Source organism: Collimonas silvisoli (assembly GCF_018305005.1).
Classification (GTDB): domain Bacteria; phylum Pseudomonadota; class Gammaproteobacteria; order Burkholderiales; family Burkholderiaceae_D; genus Collimonas; species Collimonas silvisoli.
In genome coordinates this window covers 1-16,623 of sequence record NZ_JAGQEG010000115.1, presented here as the reverse complement: position 1 = coordinate 16,623, position 16,623 = coordinate 1, and the positions used below count along the sequence as shown (strand labels likewise).

The window sequence follows — 16,623 nt, the reverse complement described above, 5'->3', positions numbered from 1 at the left end:
CAAACGCATGCGGCCATCTTGCGGCACCCGTTTTTCGGAAATATCCAGCTTGGAGATCACCTTGATACGGGACGCCAGTTTTTCCTTGATCGACAGCGGCGGTTGCGCCATGTCGCGCAATACGCCGTCGACCCGGAAACGGATCCGGTAGAATTTTTCAAATGGCTCAAAGTGCAAGTCGGACGCGCCTTGGTTGATGGCGTCGGTCAAGATTTTTTGCAAGAAGCGGACCACCGGCGCATCGTCGATATCGGTCGCTGCTGCATCCGCAACGGCCGCCGAATCTTCTTCGACGAAGTTGATTTCCTGCTCGTCGCCGACCATCTCGCTCAGGCTTTGTTCGGCCGATTTGACCAGCTTCTGAATCTGCTTGAGCAGGGTCGGATGCTCGACGATGATAGGCTCAACCGTCAGCTCGGTTTGAAACTTGATCTGGTCCAGCGCCTGGATATTGGTCGGGTCGGACAGTGCAACATAGATCTTGTTGCCGCGTTTCGCCAGCGCCAGCACCGTATGGCTTTCCATCAGTTTGGCGTCGATGGCTTTTTCCGGCAGCATGCTTAAATTGAGCACGCTCAGGTCTAGCTGCGGATAACCAAAGGTCTCGGCGCAAAACAAGGCAAGCGAACGTGCATCCAGATGACCGCTTTCCAGCAAGGAGGCGATAAACGGCGTTTGACTATCGCTAGCTTTCTTGTGCAAGGCCTCGATCTGCGGCACGGACAGACGTCCGGCTTGCAGTAAAGCACGGGCAAGTCCGGAGATCGGACTAGTCGAATTAGCGTTGGGAAATACTGCTGCCATAGGAGGGTCAATACCAAAAGGTGTGCGAAACCATTCAAACCGACCAATGATGCCCTACGGGAAACTCACTTGTAAAGGATTTGTGGAGAAATGTGTCATAAAAGTTGCTGTGTAGCAGTTCTTATCATCGTTCTTGTAGTTTATTCGGGCGCATCAATTTGGCAACCTTGATCGCTTGATTTTGCACCTGCACGATTTCTATGATGCATCCGGCAATTTTCAGGCTGACGTTATTGTCGGGAATATCCTGTAGCCATTCGAGCAGCAAGCCATTCAAGGTCTTCGGACCATCAAGCGGGAAATTCAAGCCAAGACGCTTGTTGATATCGCGCAGGGTAGTTGCGCCCTCAAGCAAGCATTGCCCTTGCGGGTTCCAGGAGAAACTGTCGGCACGCGCGGCACCCGGCTTGGAAGTGGTGAATTCGCCAATCATTTCTTCAATGATGTCTTCCAGAGTGACCAGTCCCTGCACTTCGCCATACTCGTCGACGATGATGCCCAGGCGCTCATGGTTTTCCTGGAAATACTGCAGCTGCGTGAAAACGTCGGTGTCTTCCGGCACGAAATAGGGAGTGGTGAGCAGCTGGCGAAAATGCTCGACCGTCAGTTCCTCTTCCTGATTCAGCAATGCCATTGCCTTGCGGACATGCAAAATACCAACGATCTGGTTGATTTCACCTTCATATACCGGCAGTTTATTGTGATAGCAGGTGGTCAACTGATGCTTGATCTCGTCCACCGAGGCCGACAGATTCAGCGCTTCGACTTGCGCCCTCGGTGTCATGACGTCTTCCACCGAGATTTTTTCCAGATCGAACAGATTCAGCAAAATGCTCCTGTGCTTTTGCGGCATGAAATTACCGCCTTCCAGCACGATGGAGCGCAGCTCTTCCGGCGATACCCGTTGTTCCTGCGCGTATTTTCCGGTTTTGATATGCAGGATCTTGAGGATGGCCGACACGAACAGATTGACAAACCAGATCAGCGGTTTGGCTATCGTCATCAGGGGTTTGAGCACGAAACTGGTCGGCAAGGCAATGCGTTCGGGATAGGTCGCGCCTATCACTTTCGGTGTGATTTCGGCGAATACGATCAGGAGGAAGGCAACCGCCGCAGTGGCAACGGTAATCACTTTCTGGTGATTGCCAAATGTCGTAATGGCAATCGCCGTCACCAATGCAGTGGCCAAGGCATTGACCAGGGTGTTGACGATCAGAATCAGCGATAACAGCTTATCGGTGCGCTCCAGCAGCCATAGCGTGGTGGCGGCGGACTTGCTGCCGCGCTTGGCCAGATGGCGCAGGCGGTGTTTGTTGGCGGCAACCAGTGCGGTTTCCGCCATTGCAAAAAAAGCCGACAAGAAGATGAGGACGACTAGTGCAAGTATCTGCACCCATATGGGCACGGCATCCAAAGGGTCACCGTAAAAATGAAAGGGTTAATAAACCAACGTGTTGTATGGTCGGGGTGAGAGGATTCGAACCTCCGGCCTCTACGTCCCGAACGTAGCGCTCTACCAGGCTAAGCTACACCCCGATCTAGCTGTTCAATGATTTGAACAGGTTTGCGGGCTGTCGACTCGCGCGGCGGCGATGCAACAGTCCCCATGCTTAATTCTCAGTGATTCCGATCTACCGCGAACGCAGATAATTGTAGCAAAGAATCTTTGAACTGACTATTTGGCAAGCCTGAGATCGCTGCTGCTGCCCGCTGCGCTGCTTTCTCTGCTTCGTGCCGGGTGTAGTTCAAGGCGCCTGAACTGGTGATGGCGGCGAGGATTTCATCGAAATGCTTTTCATCGCCGTTTTCGATGCAGCTGCGCACCAGCGCCCGTTGCTCGGCGCTGCCGTGTTCCATCAGGTAGATCAGGGGCAGGGTTGGCTTGCCTTCGCGCAGGTCGTCGCCAACATTCTTGCCGATATCGCTAGCGTTGCCGGAATAATCCAAAACGTCGTCGATCAACTGGAACGCGGTGCCGAGCGAACGGCCGTATTCGCCCGCAGCTTCAATCACGTCATCGCCGGCGCCGGCAATCAGGACGCCGAGCTGGGCCGCCGCTTCAAACAGCTTGGCGGTCTTGGAGCGAATCACCTGCAGGTAGTTTTCTTCGGAGACGTCCGGGTTGTGCATGTTCAGCAGTTGCAGCACTTCGCCTTCGGCGATGACGTTGGTGGCGTCGGCGACGATCTGCATGACGCACGCATTGTCGACCGCCACCATCATCTGAAAGGCGCGCGAATACAGGAAATCGCCCACCAGCACCGAGGCGGCGTTGCCGAACAGGGCGTTGGCGGTCTGGCGTCCGCGCCGCAAAGACGATTCGTCGACCACGTCATCGTGCAACAGGGTGGCGGTGTGAATGAACTCGATCACCGCCGCCAGCTCGTGGTGTTTGTCGCCGCTATAACCGCATGCCTGGGCCATCAGCAATACCAGCACCGGGCGCAGGCGCTTGCCGCCGGCGCTGATGATGTATTCGGCAATCTGGTTCACCAGCGGCACTTCCGAATGCAATTGCCGGCGAATCACCGCGTTGACCGCTTCCATATCGGCCGCGATCGGGGACATCATGAATTGTGAGGAGGAGGTGTTAGGAGCGGCTGACAAAATAAAACCTGTTGGAAATCGATGTGCCGTGATTATACGATGAGCGCCGCGATTAGGGCCTGTCGGCGCTAAATTGGCTGTCGTCTGATTTTGTGCCGGCAACGCAACGCCAAGGTGGTATGGCAGCGATACAGAACGGCCCGCCCCGCGTTAGCACGGGATGGGCCGTCCGATCGCACAGATATTGCTATCCCTTTAACTTTGCAAAAGCCGCCGCCATGGCGCTATTTGCCGGCGCCGGCGTTGCTTGCCGTTGCTGGGACAAGCGCTTGGCGTCGTTGCGATCCGGGCGTTGCTCCGGCTTGGCGCCGGCGACCGGCGCGTTATCGGTCAAACGCATGGTCAGTGCAATCCGCTTGCGCTTCTCGTCGACTTCCAGCACTTTCACCTTGACCACCTGGCCGGCTTTGACGACTGTGTGCGGATCTTTGACGAAAGTATTGGAGAGCGCGGAAATATGCACCAGGCCGTCCTGGTGCACGCCGATATCGACAAACGCGCCAAACGCCGCCACATTGGTGACCACGCCTTCCAGAATCATGTCGGGACGCAGGTCGCGAATCTCTTCGACGCCGTCCTTGAAAGTTGCAGTGGTGAATTCCGGGCGCGGGTCGCGGCCTGGCTTTTCCAGTTCTTTGAGAATGTCGGCGATGGTCGGCACACCGAATTTTTCATCGGCATATTTGGCCGGGTTGAGTGATTTCAGCAGCTTGTCGTCGCCGATCACACCCTTGACGTCTTTCTTGATGTCAGCCAGGATTTTTTCCACCAGCGGATAAGATTCCGGATGCACCGCGGAGCTGTCCAAAGGATTGTCGCTGTTCATGACGCGCAAGAAACCGGCAGCCTGTTCGAAAGTCTTTTCGCCCAGGCGCGGCACTTCGCGCAGCGCTGCACGCGAGGCAAACATGCCCTTCATGTCGCGATAAGTAACGATGCTCTGGGCCACGCTGGCGTTCAAGCCGGAGACGCGCGCCAGCAGCGGTGCCGATGCGGTGTTGACATCAACCCCGACCGCATTCACGCAATCTTCCACCACCGCATCCAGCGAACGCGCCAGCTGGGTCTGGCCGACGTCATGCTGATACTGGCCGACGCCGATCGATTTCGGATCGATCTTGACCAGTTCCGCCAGCGGATCTTGCAGGCGGCGCGCAATCGACACCGCGCCGCGCAGCGAGACATCCATATCCGGCAATTCGCGCGAGGCGAATTCGGAAGCCGAGTAGACCGACGCGCCGGCTTCAGACACCACGATCTTGGTCAGCTTCAGTTCCGGCCGCAGCTTGATCAGATCCTGCGCCAGCTTGTCGGTCTCGCGCGAGGCGGTGCCGTTGCCGATCGAAATCAGCGACACCTTGTGCTTCTCCGCCAGTTGCGCCAGCGTATGCAGCGAGCCGTCCCAGTCGTTGCGCGGCTGGTGCGGATAAATCGCGGTGGTGTCGACCACCTTGCCGGTGGCGTCGATCACAGCCACTTTGACGCCGGTGCGCAGGCCGGGATCGAGACCCATGGTGGCGCGCGGTCCGGCCGGCGCCGCCAGCAGCAGCGCTTTCAGATTGCGGGCAAAAACATTGATCGCTTCGACTTCCGCGGTTTCGCGCAGCTTCGTCATCAGCTCGGTTTCCAGATGCATGAAAACCTTGACGCGCCAGCTCCAGCGCACCGTGTCGCTCAGCCATTTGTCGGCGTTGCGGCCCTTGTTGCTGATGCCGAAACGGGCGGCGATGCGTCCTTCGCAGGGATTGTGCGGCGCATCCCATTTCGGTTTTTCTTCTTCCGTATCGAGGCGCAGCACGACATTCAGGATTTCTTCGCGGCGGCCGCGGAACAGCGCCAATGCCCGATGCGATGGAATTGTGCCGACGGTTTCGGAATAATCGAAGTAGTCGGCAAATTTTTCGCCGGCGTCTTGTTTGCCTTCCACCACCTTGGATTCGACCACGCCGTGCTCGGTCAGGTATTCGCGCAGCGCTTGCAGCAGCGCGGCGTCTTCCGCAAACCGTTCCATCAGAATCTGGCGGGCGCCGTCGAGTGCGGCCTTGGCGTCCGCGACGCCGGGGTTGTCGCCGTTGTCGGTGCTGAATGCCGGCTTCAGATATTTGTCGGCTTCCTGCTCTGGATTCAGATCGGGATTCGCCAGCAGCGCATCCGCCAACTCGGTCAAACCGGCTTCAGCGGCGATCTGCGCCTTGGTGCGGCGTTTCGGTTTGTATGGCAGGTACAGGTCTTCGAGCCGGGTCTTGTCTTCGGCCAGGGTGATCGCTTGCAGCAGCGCCGGGGTCATTTTCCCTTGTTCTTCAATCGAGGCCAGGATCGCGCCGCGGCGCGCTTCCAGCTCGCGCAGATAGCGCAGGCGCTCTTCCAGCAAGCGTAATTGAATATCATCAAGGCCGCCGGTGGCTTCCTTACGGTAGCGCGCAATAAAAGGCACGGTGGCGCCTTCGTCCAGAAGGGCGACGGCAGCGGCGACTTGCGCCGGTTTGGCGGCAAGTTCAAGGGCGAGACGTTGTTCGATCGAAGGCAGCATGAGGAGTCTTAAGAATGAAAATCAAGCGTTGGATCATACGCAATCCAGATAATTTCGCTAGTCTTGACAGTCCGAAAAGAAAGCACCCCGAAATTTCTGCCGCTTAAATGCTTGCCATATCGCCACAATATATTTCCCGATGGTACTATTTGCGCCGTCAAAGCACGGGATAGGCCGCGGTCGGGGCCGGTCAGATCGGAAATTGATGGAGATAGCTTGTAAATGAAAAACATTGTTAAATAACAATATTTTTCTTGTTTGTCGATGAGTCAGCAAATATGCTTGTGGCCGTATGCGACAGGGCAGAGTTCTAAAGCCCCTTGTTAATGAAGGTAAAACACACAGTAGTATTTCTTCGGGAGTCGAACATGCATCTTTCTAAACGTCTGGGCGCAGAAGCGCTCGGCACATTCTGGCTGGTTCTTGGCGGCTGCGGCAGCGCGGTGCTGGCAGCGGGATTTCCCGGCCTCGGGATTGGTTTCCACGGCGTCGCGCTGGCTTTCGGCCTGACAGTATTGACGATGGCGTTTGCCATTGGCCATATTTCCGGCTGCCACCTGAATCCGGCAGTGACGCTCGGGCTGGCTACCGCCGGCCGTTTTCCAAAAAGTGAAATCCTGCCTTACTGGGTCGCCCAGGTAATCGGCGGCATCATCGCCGCGGGTGTTTTGTATCTGATCGCCACCGGCAAGGCGGGCGCGGAGATCGGCGGCTTTGCGGCCAACGGTTATGGCGAACATTCGCCTGGCCTGTATTCAATGAACGCGGCTTTGATTTCCGAAGTGGTGATGACCTTCGTCTTCCTGATCGTGATTCTGGGGGCAACCGACAAGCGCGCGCCGGCTGGTTTTGCACCGATTGCGATTGGCCTGTGCCTGACCCTGATTCACTTGATCAGTATTCCGGTCACCAATACCTCGGTGAATCCGGCGCGCAGCACCAGCCAAGCCCTGTTCGTCGGCGGCTGGGCGTTGCAGCAACTGTGGTTGTTCTGGGTGGCGCCGCTGGTTGGCGCGGTGATCGCGGGTTTTGTGTATCCGGCAATCTGGGGTGAGAAGGACTGATGTCCTGATCCTGCATGGATGTAAAAAAGCGCGGCATGCCGCGCTTTTTTGTTGCCCAGCGTCAGCCGTATCTGCCGCCGCTGACACGCTCGATGCCGGCGATGTCTGCCCAACTTTGTACCGCCTCAAACTGCCGTGCTTGCAGCAAGGCGCGTACCGCTGCCGCCTGATCGTAGCCGTGCTCCATCAACAGCCAGCCGCCGTCTTTCAAATAGCGGCCGGCGCCGTCGATAATGCTGCGCAGTGCGCTCAAGCCGTCCGCATGGTCGGTCAGCGCATCTTGCGGTTCGAAGCGCAAATCGCCTTGGCTGAGATGGCTGTCGCCGGCAACGATATACGGCGGATTGGCAACGATCACATCGAAGCGCTGGTCCGCCAGCGCGCTATACCAGTTGCTTTGCAATAGCTGCAACGTTGTTTGGCCTGGCTTCAAATGGCGCGCCGCATTGCGGCCAGCTACCGCCAGCGCCGCGGCACTCAGATCCAGTGCAGTCAGCTTAAGATCGGGACGGCTGTGGGCGATGGCGACCGCGATGGCGCCGGAACCAGTGCCCAGGTCCAGCACGCTCAGCGCGTTCTGAGTGTGCTGATTGTCGGCTGCAGGCACGTGCTGTAACGCCAGGTCGACCAACAGCTCGGTCTCAGGACGCGGGATCAAGACGTCCGGCGTGACTTCGAATTGCAAGCCATAGAATTCGCGTTGGCCTACGATATACGCAATCGGTTCGCCTTGCAGACGTCGACGAAACAAGGCCGAGAGTTGTTGCGCCTGCTGCGCATCGATAATCTGTTCGTCTTGGGTAATCAACTGTATCCGCGTCAGCTGTAGCCCATGCATCAGCAGAATGCGGTTCTCCAGCGGGTTTAGCGGCGCCTGCTTCAATACCGCGGCGATGCTGCTGCCGGCTTCTATCTGAAACGTATCGGGAATACCTGCCATTTAATCGCTGACGTTAGTAGCGGCTGACGCCGTTGCGTTTGAACAGCGTGGCAACCAGAATCACGACCAGCACTGCAAACCACAACAGCGACCATTGCGGGATCGACAGGCCCAGGATCGGATCGTAAGGGGTGGTGCAGAGTGCGTAAGCGTCAACCTTGAACACGGACGGCAGCAAGGAGGCAGGCGGCAGCGCATTCATTGGCGCTTCCAGCGCATCTCTGCCGCATGAGACCGACGGATGGGCGATGATCCACAGGTGCCAGATGGCGGTGCCGGCGCCACCCAGCCCTGCCAGAATTCCTATTCCGGCACCGGCTTTTTGCGCACCGGCCGGCAAACCGGCGCAAATCAGGCAAATCAGCGCGATCGCCGCGAATGCATAGCGCTGTATCACGCACAGCGGACAAGGCTGCATGTCCTGATAATGCTGCAAATACAATGCGCCAGCCAGGATGGCGAGGGCGATGAAGGCGACTGCAAGCAAAACGGATTTGGATGTTTTCATTTTGTGGTTATGGAGTTGAGTCGAAGAGAGCTTATCTGTCGTGCATCTGATGCAAGTCGCAGTGCTTGGTTCCCATGCCATCCCGTAGCATATGCGATTTTCAAATCGGCTGCGCGTGGATTGTCCGAGCCGTCAAATCGCGTCGCCCAACGCCGCCAGCAAGTCGGCCTGATGCTCCGCCGCCAGCGCATTGGTCAGCTCTTCCAGGTCGCCATCCATGATGAAATCGAGTTTGTACAAGGTCAGGTTGATGCGATGGTCGGTCATCCGGCCTTGCGGGAAGTTGTAGGTGCGAATCCGTTCACTGCGGTCGCCCGAGCCGATCAGCGATTTACGGGTCGCGGCTTCTTTCGATTGCTGCGCGCGCAGTTGACCATCCTTGATGCGGGCCGCCAGCACTTTCAGGGCGGACGCCTTGTTCTTGTGCTGGCTGCGATCGTCCTGGCATTCGACCACGATGCCGGTCGGCATGTGGGTGATGCGCACCGCGGAATCGGTCTTGTTGATATGCTGGCCGCCGGCGCCGGAGGCGCGGTAAGTGTCGATGCGGATATCGGCCGGATTGATGTCGACATCGCCGACTTCATCCGCCTCCGGCATGATGGCCACGGTGCAGGCGGAAGTATGGATGCGGCCCTGGGTTTCCGTGGCAGGCACCCGTTGCACGCGATGGCCGCCGGATTCGAATTTGAGTTTGGAGTAGGCGCCAAAGCCGATGACGCGCACGATGACTTCCTTGTAACCGCCGATTTCCGACGCCGATTCCGACACCATCTCTACCTGCCAGCGGTTGCGCTCGGCAAAGCGCGTGTACATGCGCAGCAGATCGCCGGCGAACAGCGCCGACTCGTCGCCGCCGGTGCCGGCCCGGATTTCCAGGAAAATATTGCGTTCGTCGTTAGGATCTTTAGGCAGCAGCATCTTTTGCAGATCGCCCTGCAGTTGTTCCATGCGCGTTTTCGCCGCCAGGATTTCATCCTGTGCGAACTCCTTCATGTCAGGGTCGGCTTGCATTTCTTGCGCAGCTGCGATATCGGCGTCGGCTTGCAGGTAAGACTGGTATAACTCCACCAGCGGCCCCAGCTCAGCATGTTCGCGGGTCAGCTTGCGGTAGCTATCCATGCTGGCGGTGGCGTCCTCCTGCATCAGCAGGTCGTTGACCTCGACTAAGCGATTGACGAGTTGATCGAGCTTGGCGAGCATTGATGGTTTCATGGCGGGTTTCAGTCAGAACAAGGCAGATCAAAGGGGAATGGTGCAACGGTAGCGCGCAAGGCAGCACGATGACGCGCGGCCATGGATGGTGTAGCGGCAGGTGCGCTAACGTTTGGTGCGGAATAGTTGCGGCAGGAGAGCTGCCAGGCGCGCGCGTTCGTCGCCATGGGCATTGTGCAAAGCCTGTTGCGGGCCGTGCATGAACTTGGCGGTCAGACCTTTGGACAGTGCTTCCAGGACAACCTCGATATCTTCGCCCTTGGCCAGCATCTTGCGGGCGCGCTCCAGCTCCAGGCGGCGCATGGCTTCGCTCGATTCGTGCAAGTCCTGGATCACCGGCACCACCGCCCGGTTATCCACCCAGTGCATGAATGACTGCACGCGGGTTTCGATGATGGCTTCTGCCTGGGCCACCGCGGCCTGGCGATTTTCCATGCCGATTTGCACGATCGAGCCGAGGTCGTCGACGGTATACAGAAAGATATCGTCGAGACGGCCGATTTCCGTCTCGATATCGCGCGGCACCGCCAGGTCCAGCATGAACATCGGTTTATGGCGGCGGGCTTTGACGGCGCGTTCGACCATGCCAAGACCGATGATCGGCAAGCTCGATGCAGTGCAAGAAACGATGACGTCGAAATTACCCAGTTGCGTCGGCAGATCGGCCAGCCGGATCGCCCTGCCGTTGAAGCGATGGGCCAGCAATTCGGCGCGTTCCAGGGTGCGGTTGGCAACTGTCAGGGATTTCGGATTTTGCGCAGCAAAGTGGGTGGCGCACAACTCGATCATTTCGCCGGCGCCGATAAACAACACATGCTGCCCGGCGATCGTATCGAAAATGCGTTCCGACATACGCACCGCAGCGGCCGCCATGGAGACGCTATGGGCGCCGATTTCGGTGGTGCTGCGGACTTCCTTGGCGACGGCGAAGGTGCGTTGGAACAACTGATGCAAATAGGTGCCGAGGCCGCCCGCGGCTTCTGCGTGACGCACGGCATCCTTCATCTGGCCGAGAATCTGCGCTTCGCCCAGCACCATCGAATCGAGTCCGGAAGCAACCCGGAAGGCATGGCGCACCGCGTTGTCTTGCGGCAAGGTGTACAAATGCGGACGCAAGTCGGCATAGGGCAACTGGTGGTAATGCGCCAGGAAATGCGCGGTGGAATCAATCGAGGTATCGATAGCGTTAGCGCCGCCGTGCTGAAAGTTGCCGGCAGCGTACAGCTCGGTACGATTGCAGGTTGACAGAATCGCAGCTTCATCCGTTGTGCTGAGCGTGTTGTCGCCGCTGAACCAGGCACGCGCCGCCAACACCGCCTGACCGATCTGGTCAGCGGGGAATGCCACCTTTTCGCGCAGGGAAACGGGCGCGGTGGTGTGGTTAAGTCCAACGGTTAGCAGTTGCATAGCAGCAGTTGCATAGAAACAGGTGCAGAAATGCCGGTGACAGCGGGAAGGGGCAATATTGTTAACCCAAGATTATACTCTTTGTAGCCAAGGAAGAAATTCAAGTCCGGCTGAGGCTGGAGCTTAGTTGGTGAGAGCGGGTAAAGTCACAATGAAAGTACTGCCTTCGCCCAAGGTGCTTTCCAGCAGAATTTCACCGAAATGACGTTCCACCACGGTTTTTACAAACACCAGGCCGAGACCGGTGCCGTCTGAATGCGGCTGGCCGGGGGCGCTGACACGTTGATAACGTTGAAATAACTTGGCCTGGTCATGCGGCGCAATGCCAAAACCCTGATCGCTGATCCGGCAGATGACCTGCGGCAGCAGTTTGACGTATTTCAGGCGCAGGGTGCAGGTAATCCTGGTATCCGGCAAGCTATAGCTGATGGCGTTGGAAATCAGGTTGCACAGCGCTCGCGCCATCAGGGAGCGGTCGATATTGGTCAGGAATTCCTGGCCTTCGATATCGGTGATCAGTTCGATTTTCTTATTGTTGGCAAGGCTCCACATTTCATCGACGGCGTCATACAGCACATCTTGGAAATCCACCTCTTCGAGCCGGTATTCGGACGATTCGGCGCGCGCCAGCTGGACAAAATTATCCGCCAGCCCCAAGGTTTTGCGCGCAGCTTGTTCCAGCCTGGCGAAAAATTCCTTTTGCGGCAGCGCCGAGGAGGGGTTGCCTTGCAATTCGAGCAAGGCCAGGATCGATGCTTGCGGAGCGCGCATGTCATGCGACAGAAAACGCAGGGTCTCATCCCGGCTGCGTTCGGCGGCGCGGATAATGGTGATGTCGACGATGCTGACGATCCAGCCGGTCAGTACCTGGTGGGCCGAGTGGCAGGGGCCGCTCTTGATCAACAGGTCGCGTCCTTGCTGGTCTTGTACCGTAGTGCCGCTGGTGAGGGTCGAGACATGTTCGAGATCGATCAGATCCCACCAGCTGAAGGTATGGCCGGCCGAGGTATTGCTTGCCTGCGGCGTGTTCATGTTGGAAAACAGATAGGGCAACAGCGCGCCGTCGATATTCCGTATGCCGGCCGTGGCAAAATAGTCTCTGGCAAACTGATTTGACACCAGCACGTGGCCGTCGACGGTAGTGATCAGGGTGGCGTCCGGCAGGCTATTCAGGCTGTCGGAAATAAACTGGCGCAAATCGCGCACCCGGCGCGCAGCAACGCGCATGGCATTGATGCGCTGCTCAAGCAAATCTTCCACCTGTTGCGGTGCGGGTTCTGTATTCACCTCGGGCAGCAAATGCGGCTCCTGATCCAGCAGCATGAACTCTTGCCCGAGATAGGAAATCGCCGATTCGAGGCGGATCCAGTTCCATATGGGATGAGCGATGGCCAGCGCGATCAAGGCTGCGGTCGGGGCAATCCAGAAACCCAGCGTCAACAGGAAATAGCTGGCCGCCATTGTCAGCAGCATCAAGGCAGCCGTGATCAGCAAGGAGATGCGCGGCGTCCACAGCAGGTAGCTGGAGAGGGCGATCAGGACCGGCACGATGCTGAACAGCGTGGTCTGCAAAGGCCGGGCGATGCTGATCGACTTATGGTCGAGCAGGCTGGCCAGGATGTTGGCGTTGATTTCGATGCCTGGCATGACGCCTGAGGTGCCCGATACCGGCGTCGGAAAAGTATCCGCCATGCCGAGCGCGGTGGCGCCGATCAATACATATTTGCCGGTGAAAAATTGGTCGGGAACGTCGCCGCGCAATACTGCGGCATACGGCACCGAGCGGAAATGGCCGCTGCCGCCGGCGAACGGAATCTGGATCTGATAATCGCGCTGCCAGCTGTCTGCCTTGTGCGGGCCGAGCTGGGCCGGTGCCTCATCTAGCCGGGCGCCGGGCAGATTGCCATTGGCATCGGTTATCTTTTGTCCGGCGACGCCGGCCAGCGCGACCGCAAAATGCGGCCACCATTGGTTGTCCTGGCCCTCTTGCAGAAAGACACTGCGGACCACCCCGTCCGGATCGAGTTCCAGATGTATGTGGCCGACGCCGCGAGCGGCGTTGAGAAAATCCGGCGTCGGCAGCAGGGCCTTGAGACCGGGGCCGGCGCTGGCGACGACAATCGGCAGCACCGTCAGCTTGCTGGCGGCCAGCGCTTTGGCCAGCGCCCGGTCATCGGCGCGTTGGCCGGGCGACTGTCCCTGCTCGGCTTCCGGCATGATCACATCCAGCCCGATCGCCAGCGGATTGGCGTGCATGATCCGGTTCAGCAGTTTGGCGTGCAGATTGCGCTCCCAAGGCCAGCGCCCCAGCTTGCTGATGCTGTAATCGTCGATAGCGACGATGATGATGTCGTCGCGCGCGGGCCGCGAATCGGCGCGCATGAACTGGTCGTACAAGGTTCTGTCGAGACGGCCGAGACCGTTCACATAACCCATGCTGCCGGCCACGATCAGCATCAGTATGGTGATCGCCAGCCATTGGCGAAACGCCACCCGTTTGATGAGCGGAATAACCTGCTTGATCATGAACGCTTGGCGAGAGATCGCATGGTCGCGGCCAGCTTAATATCCGGCCGGGGTATTGCCGCCGATATTGAGCAAGGGCGAGTCGTCGCTGGTGACCCAGCGGCTGCCGATGTACACTTTTTGCGACGGCGAAAAGGGCCCGCCATAACCGTCGGAATCAATCGCTCTGATGCGGATGAAATAAGTGCCGTTGGCTGGGTGCGGGACGGTGATTTCCGGTGTCGCCGTGGCTTGCGTCAAAAGCAGTGTCGAGAAGGCGGCGTCGCGGCCGATCTCGACCACGAAATTTTGCCCCGGCTCCGAGCTCCAGCGGAACGACAGGTCGCCGTCGATTGCATCGGCAATCTTGGGAACTTGCAAGGCCGGCAGCAGCTTGAAACTCTGTGGGTCGCCGTAGGGGCCTTGATAGCGGCCGTTGGCTTGTTCGACGATGGTCGCCACGCGCCAGTAGTAAGTACCCAGCGCCAGTTTGCCGGCGCTGAATTGCGTTGCGGCGACTGCCGGCTGATCGATTGCCAGTTGTTTGAATCCGGCATCGCTGGCGACTTGCAAATGATAGGCTTGCGCATTGCTGATTTCGGCCCAGCTGAACATCACATCTTCGCTGCGCGATTTGTTTTTTGGTTCGATCGAGATGGGCGGCTCTGGCCGGGCTTTTAATTTAAATGCGGTTGCATGCGGGATGCCTTGCAGGCCCATTTGATCGAGCGCGGAAATGCGGACGAAATAATTGCCGTCCTCAAGTCCGTTGATCTTGATTTCGGTATTGTCCGACTCTGCTTCGCCAACGACATTGCGCGCATCGGCATCTGTGGCGATTTGCGCGCGGTAGCCATGCGCGCCGGCTACCGGGGTGACGTTAAAGCGTACCGTTGGCCGTTCCTGCAACTGAGGGCTACCGCTGAGTTGCGGTGCAGACAGCAGCGCGACGGCCTTGCCTACCCCTTTGGCACTGGTCACATTACCTTGGCCAGGGCGCAAGGTCAGCGCTGCCGGCTGGTTTTTCTTAGCCACCGCAACACCGCCGCTCAACACTTCGGTCATCACTCTGTCGCCGACCAGATCGACCCGGAAATCGGTGCCGCGCACGCCAGCTACCGCCAGTGGCGAATGGACTTCGAAGCGGCCTTTGTTTTTGTCCAGCGGCGAGACCTTGGATTCGACCCGGCCTTTCAGCAGGGTAATTTCAGTGCGCGGACTCTTGGTATAGCGTGCGGTGCGCAGCTTGCTGAGTTTTACCTGGCTGTTGGACGGCAGTGCGATATGCGATTGATCGGGCAGGCTGAGTGTCAGAAAGCTGTTGCTGCCGGTATTGATGATGGCGCCTTCGGTCAATATGGCGCCGATGTTGACGTCGATCGGACGGCCATCTGCAGCGATGGCATCGATGTTGCCGGACATGGCTGATACCTGGGCGCTGCTGGGGTCATCCGGCAGCAGCGCTACCGGGATGATGATGGCGGTGCCGACCGGGATCGTGCGGTCGTTCCCGATGTGATTGAGCTTTGCCAGTGACACCCAGTTGTGCTTGTTGGAGGTAAGCTGTTCGGCGATCACGCTTAAGGTATCGCCAAGTTGTGCCCGGTAAGTGATGGTCGCAGCGCCCACCTGCAGAGCAGATGGGTCCGATGCCGGCGCGGCAGCAAATAGCGGCGACGGCCCGGTAAAGAAAAGAGCCAGGAAAGCTATTTTTTTAAAAGTGCTGCGCATGTCTGTCTATCAGCGCAACCGAAACGCGCCTTATCCTGTTAGTTGTTCTAGTCGATAACCGTAGCTATAAACCGGAGCCAGTCGATAGCCGTTTTCCGGTCGTAATTGTAACTTACTCCGCACCCGCGAGACGTGGGTATCCATGGTGCGGGACGGAATATCGACATCGCGCGACCAGACTGCTTCGAGGATGTAGGCACGCGAAAGAGGGCGGCCGAGGTTGCGAAAAAACAACAGCGCCAGGTCGAATTCCTTTTGCGTGATCTCGATCGGCTTGCCGGCCAGGGTCAGGCGACCTGAGCGGGTTTCAAACAAATAATCGTTAAATACGATTTGTTCGCTCGAATTCTGAATCGGATAGGCGCGTCGCAACAGGGCTTGCACGCGCGCCACCAACTCGCTGCGGCGGATCGGCTTGATCATGTAGTCATCGGCGCCGGCGGCCAGCCCTTCGACAATGTCATCTTCGCCGGAGCGGCTGGTGATGAACAGGACTGGGATGGTTTTGGGAAGTTTGTCTCTCACCCAGCGCAAGACCTCGGGGCCGCTGAGGTCGGGAACCTGCCAATCCAGAACCAGCATGTCGTAGCTTTCTCGACGCAGCTGGTTCAATATTTCTTTCCCGCTCTGGAACGGATGGCAAATATGCCCACTGGATGTGAGCACCTGACAAACTAAATCGGTTTGACTGGGGTCGTCATCAAGGACAGCAATTCTCATATTTTAACTATGTTAGGTGACTTCAGCGCTGGTGGCCGGCATCGGTTTGTGGCGAATACAAGGGGTATATTAATCTTATTGCCACATTGCTGTAGACAAATATTTTATATATTTCCGATGTCTTTCATTTGCCACAAAAATTGAAAGATTCAGTGATGTCGGATGCGTTCCGCAAAGCCCTTGCCAAAACTTTAACTGCAGCAGCATTTGTTTTGACGTCATACATGATTTTCATAAACAGTGTATGACGGGATTTGTAAAATTCCACCAATGGCGCTCAATAACGGGCGCCTGCCCGGGTCAGGGATCCGGAGCGGTCATTGAGCAGATTTTTGCCGCTGCCGTATTGCGCCGAGTTCAATCTTAAATATTGACTTATGCGTCCGGCAGCACCACGTTGACGTCCAGCACTTCCAGATTTCCCTGGCGATCCAGGGAAATCTTGATGTCGTCGGCGTTCACTTTGGTGTATTTCGAAATGACTTCGATCAGTTCTTTATGCAACGCCGGCAGGAAATCGTGGCCCTGGCGGCCATTCCGTTCGCGGGCAATGATGATTTGCAGGCGCTCCTTGGCGGCTGAGGCCGTTTTG

The 16,623-nt window shown here is 57.7% G+C and carries 13 protein-coding genes and 1 tRNA gene; 1 reads left to right on the top strand and 13 read right to left on the bottom strand.

The window, feature by feature from the left end; translation table 11 throughout:
* The 5 genes from KHU33_RS22805 to KHU33_RS22785 all read right to left on the bottom strand — a co-directional run.
* On the bottom strand, positions 1-804 hold an 804-nt coding region (locus KHU33_RS22805; RefSeq protein ID WP_211467198.1), incomplete at its 3' end, for a GspE/PulE family protein.
* 124 nt (positions 805-928) lie between these two features.
* The gene (locus tag KHU33_RS22800; RefSeq protein ID WP_211467196.1) at positions 929-2,218 is read right to left on the bottom strand and encodes an HlyC/CorC family transporter; all 1,290 of its coding nucleotides are present in this window, start codon (positions 2,216-2,218) and stop codon (positions 929-931) included.
* Between the two features lie 45 nt (positions 2,219-2,263).
* A tRNA-Pro gene (locus KHU33_RS22795) sits at positions 2,264-2,340 on the bottom strand.
* Positions 2,341-2,421: 81 nt separating this feature from the next.
* Positions 2,422-3,372 (bottom strand): octaprenyl diphosphate synthase, encoded by a 951-nt coding sequence (ispB, locus tag KHU33_RS22790; RefSeq protein ID WP_230414494.1) that lies wholly within the window; start codon positions 3,370-3,372, stop codon positions 2,422-2,424.
* 226 nt (positions 3,373-3,598) lie between these two features.
* Positions 3,599-5,941, bottom strand: coding sequence for a Tex family protein (locus KHU33_RS22785; RefSeq protein WP_211467194.1), 2,343 nt, complete (start codon positions 5,939-5,941; stop codon positions 3,599-3,601).
* A 368-nt stretch (positions 5,942-6,309) separates the two neighbouring features.
* Here KHU33_RS22785 and aqpZ point away from each other — a divergent pair, with 368 nt between their 5' ends.
* The gene (gene aqpZ, locus KHU33_RS22780; RefSeq protein WP_211467192.1) at positions 6,310-7,005 is read left to right on the top strand and encodes an aquaporin Z; all 696 of its coding nucleotides are present in this window, start codon (positions 6,310-6,312) and stop codon (positions 7,003-7,005) included.
* 61 nt (positions 7,006-7,066) lie between these two features.
* Here the strand turns inward: aqpZ and prmC are convergent, their stop codons facing one another.
* The 8 genes from prmC to minE form a co-directional block, all read right to left on the bottom strand.
* The gene (prmC, locus tag KHU33_RS22775; protein WP_211467190.1) at positions 7,067-7,945 is read right to left on the bottom strand and encodes a peptide chain release factor N(5)-glutamine methyltransferase; all 879 of its coding nucleotides are present in this window, start codon (positions 7,943-7,945) and stop codon (positions 7,067-7,069) included.
* 13 nt (positions 7,946-7,958) lie between these two features.
* On the bottom strand, positions 7,959-8,453 hold the full coding sequence (locus KHU33_RS22770; RefSeq protein WP_211467188.1) for a disulfide bond formation protein B: 495 nt from the start codon (positions 8,451-8,453) through the stop codon (positions 7,959-7,961).
* A gap of 132 nt (positions 8,454-8,585) precedes the next feature.
* The gene (gene prfA, locus KHU33_RS22765) at positions 8,586-9,668 is read right to left on the bottom strand and encodes a peptide chain release factor 1 (protein ID WP_211467186.1); all 1,083 of its coding nucleotides are present in this window, start codon (positions 9,666-9,668) and stop codon (positions 8,586-8,588) included.
* 105 nt (positions 9,669-9,773) lie between these two features.
* Positions 9,774-11,075: a glutamyl-tRNA reductase gene (gene hemA / locus KHU33_RS22760; RefSeq protein WP_211467184.1), complete on the bottom strand. Its 1,302-nt coding sequence runs from the start codon at positions 11,073-11,075 to the stop codon at positions 9,774-9,776.
* Positions 11,076-11,198: 123 nt separating this feature from the next.
* Positions 11,199-13,601 (bottom strand): CHASE2 domain-containing protein, encoded by a 2,403-nt coding sequence (locus KHU33_RS22755; RefSeq protein ID WP_211467182.1) that lies wholly within the window; start codon positions 13,599-13,601, stop codon positions 11,199-11,201.
* A gap of 36 nt (positions 13,602-13,637) precedes the next feature.
* Positions 13,638-15,311, bottom strand: coding sequence for a FecR domain-containing protein (locus KHU33_RS22750; RefSeq protein ID WP_211467180.1), 1,674 nt, complete (start codon positions 15,309-15,311; stop codon positions 13,638-13,640).
* A 30-nt stretch (positions 15,312-15,341) separates the two neighbouring features.
* Positions 15,342-16,031, bottom strand: coding sequence for a response regulator transcription factor (locus tag KHU33_RS22745; protein WP_014007885.1), 690 nt, complete (start codon positions 16,029-16,031; stop codon positions 15,342-15,344).
* Between the two features lie 375 nt (positions 16,032-16,406).
* The coding region (gene minE, locus KHU33_RS22740) for a cell division topological specificity factor MinE (protein ID WP_211467178.1) at positions 16,407-16,623 on the bottom strand (217 nt) is incomplete at its 5' end.

Bases quoted from the DNA above. Each gene is read 5' to 3' on its own strand.
- ispB (WP_230414494.1), bottom strand. From the start codon at position 3,372: ATGTCCCCGATCGCGGCCGATATGGAAGCGGTCAACGCGGTGATTCGC.
- KHU33_RS22785 (WP_211467194.1), bottom strand. From the start codon at position 5,941: ATGCTGCCTTCGATCGAACAACGTCTCGCCCTTGAACTTGCCGCCAAA.
- aqpZ (WP_211467192.1), top strand. From the start codon at position 6,310: ATGCATCTTTCTAAACGTCTGGGCGCAGAAGCGCTCGGCACATTCTGG.
- prmC (WP_211467190.1), bottom strand. From the start codon at position 7,945: ATGGCAGGTATTCCCGATACGTTTCAGATAGAAGCCGGCAGCAGCATC.
- KHU33_RS22770 (WP_211467188.1), bottom strand. From the start codon at position 8,453: ATGAAAACATCCAAATCCGTTTTGCTTGCAGTCGCCTTCATCGCCCTC.
- prfA (WP_211467186.1), bottom strand. From the start codon at position 9,668: ATGAAACCATCAATGCTCGCCAAGCTCGATCAACTCGTCAATCGCTTA.
- hemA (WP_211467184.1), bottom strand. From the start codon at position 11,075: ATGCAACTGCTAACCGTTGGACTTAACCACACCACCGCGCCCGTTTCC.
- KHU33_RS22755 (WP_211467182.1), bottom strand. From the start codon at position 13,601: ATGATCAAGCAGGTTATTCCGCTCATCAAACGGGTGGCGTTTCGCCAA.
- KHU33_RS22750 (WP_211467180.1), bottom strand. From the start codon at position 15,311: ATGCGCAGCACTTTTAAAAAAATAGCTTTCCTGGCTCTTTTCTTTACC.
- KHU33_RS22745 (WP_014007885.1), bottom strand. From the start codon at position 16,031: ATGAGAATTGCTGTCCTTGATGACGACCCCAGTCAAACCGATTTAGTT.